The organism is Desulfovibrio sp. 1214_IL3152, from assembly GCF_036763055.1.
Lineage (GTDB): Bacteria > Desulfobacterota > Desulfovibrionia > Desulfovibrionales > Desulfovibrionaceae > Desulfovibrio.
On sequence record NZ_JBAIYW010000566.1, the window covers coordinates 1 to 1,268 of the forward strand.

The 1,268-nt window shown below is 57.4% G+C and carries 2 protein-coding genes; one reads left to right on the plus strand and one right to left on the minus strand.

All coding sequences use genetic code 11. The features are described from left to right. The first annotated feature begins 142 nt into the window (after positions 1–142). On the plus strand, positions 143–670 hold the full coding sequence (locus V6C07_RS11865; protein WP_333536690.1) for a metal-dependent transcriptional regulator: 528 nt from the start codon (positions 143–145) through the stop codon (positions 668–670). A 266-nt stretch (positions 671–936) separates the two neighbouring features. Here the strand turns inward: V6C07_RS11865 and V6C07_RS11870 are convergent. Further along, positions 937–1,268: TonB family protein (locus V6C07_RS11870; protein WP_333536691.1), on the minus strand; the 332-nt coding region annotated here is incomplete at its 5' end.

Sequence of the window (1,268 nt, forward strand, 5' to 3'; positions counted from 1 at the left end):
TTCCCGGTATCTCTGCGTCGAACTTCGTCTTTTATTCCGGTCGAGTACCATAAGAGTACACTCGCTGCATAAAAGGCTCGTTCTCCTTGATATACCAAGGAAATTCATCTCGTGACGACACTGCCTAGAGGAGTTTGATTACATGGCTCAGGCAGAAAACGATCTTTCTCCTGCTTTGGAAAATTATCTGGCTATCATTTTCAAACAAGAATTCGCCACAGGGGCGTGCCGCCCCAGTGACATAGCCGAAGCGGCCAAAGTTGCCCGTCCCTCGGTGACCAATGCGCTGCGCACGCTTGCCAAGCGGGGCTACATCAGCTACGCGCCGTACAGCCTTGTGAACCTGACGGAAAAGGGCCTTGCCGCCGGGCAGCGTCTGGCCCACAGGAACATGGTTTTGCAGGAGTTTTTTCTGACAGTGCTGCAACTGCCCGAAGAAACCGCAGCCAATGTGGCCTGTATGCTCGAGCACGTCATTCCTGATGACGTGATGCTGCGCTGGCGGCTGTTCATGCTTTACATGCGTCACACCATGCCGCAGTGGGCGGATTGGCAGGAAAAAAGCATTGCCCTGCGCGAAGAACATTCGGCGCAAAAACACCGCTTGCCTGAAGGCGGCGAAGCGCCCCCGGCCATAGTGCACCGCCGCGATTTTGTGGAAGAAGGGTAGCGCTGTTCGCGACAGCACAGGCTGACTGCGCTGCAAAGATTTTTGTAATATCCTTGTCACGGAATGCGGGCAGGCTTTTTTCTGCCGGGCGTGAGATTTTCTGGGGTGAGCTGCCGCGTCGGCTCAAGAATGCCTTTTGCCATGCCGGGGCGTTGCCTCGCCATGCCCGGTTTTCGACTTGCCATGCCGGGTCTTTGCCCGGAGCCGGCGACCGTGTGCGCCAGATTCCGGGCTTGCGTCCCGACATTTTTCACGACAGGAGCAGTCTATTTCAGTTTGTATTCCACAGGAACGCACACGCTGAAAGCGGCCCCGCGCACGCCTGTGTCCAGTCCCGCCAGTTTTTCTCCCAACTCTCTGGTGGCACTGTCGAGAGACGCCTGACCGCTGCTTTTCTGCAGGCTGCTGACAGTCACGCGGCCCTGTGCGTCCACGCTGACCAGCAGCATCGCCAGCCCTTCCGCTCCGATACGACGTGCCTGCTTGGGATAGTTCTTGTATCTTTCCACAGCATTGACGATTTTGCTCAGGGCCATGTTGCGTGCCGTGGCGGGAACATCCGTGCTGCCGCCCACAACGCCACCCACGACACCTCCGG

Coding starts and splice junctions, on each gene's coding strand:
- V6C07_RS11865 (WP_333536690.1), top strand. CDS start 143: ATGGCTCAGGCAGAAAACGATCTTTCTCCTGCTTTGGAAAATTATCTG.